We start from the raw sequence: 409 nt of genomic DNA on the forward strand, positions 1-409 counted from the left end.
ACACTATCAAGGGATAAAAAGCCCGTATTAATAAGGTAAAACAATGTACTTAGGAATAGACGTATCAAAGAAGACTATAGACTGCTGTCTGATAAAAGAAGACAGCAAAAGGCAGAAACAATTTAAGAACGAACAAGGAGGCTTTGAACAACTCAAGCAGTGGTTAGATGACAATCACGCAACATCAGAGCTTAAATGCTGTTGTGAAGCAACAGGTACATATTACAGACAACTGGCTTTATATCTCAAAAACTACTACAAAATCAGCGTAGAGAACCCAAGAAAAATAAAAGGCTACGCCATATCAGAACTGCAAAGAGCTAAAACAGACAAACAAGATGCAAAACTGATAGCCATGTATTGCCAAGAAAAAAGCCACAGATTGAGAGAATGGCAACCGCCGGAAAAA

Annotated in this window: 1 protein-coding gene; it reads left to right on the forward strand. The window is 37.9% G+C overall.

Annotated features, from left to right (window positions below):
* Positions 1 to 43: 43 nt before the first annotated feature.
* On the forward strand, positions 44 to 409 hold a 366-nt coding region (locus tag ACTHSP_RS22280), incomplete at its 3' end, for an IS110 family transposase (protein ID WP_440347047.1).

Source organism: Neisseria sp. P0001.S005 (assembly GCF_051963715.1).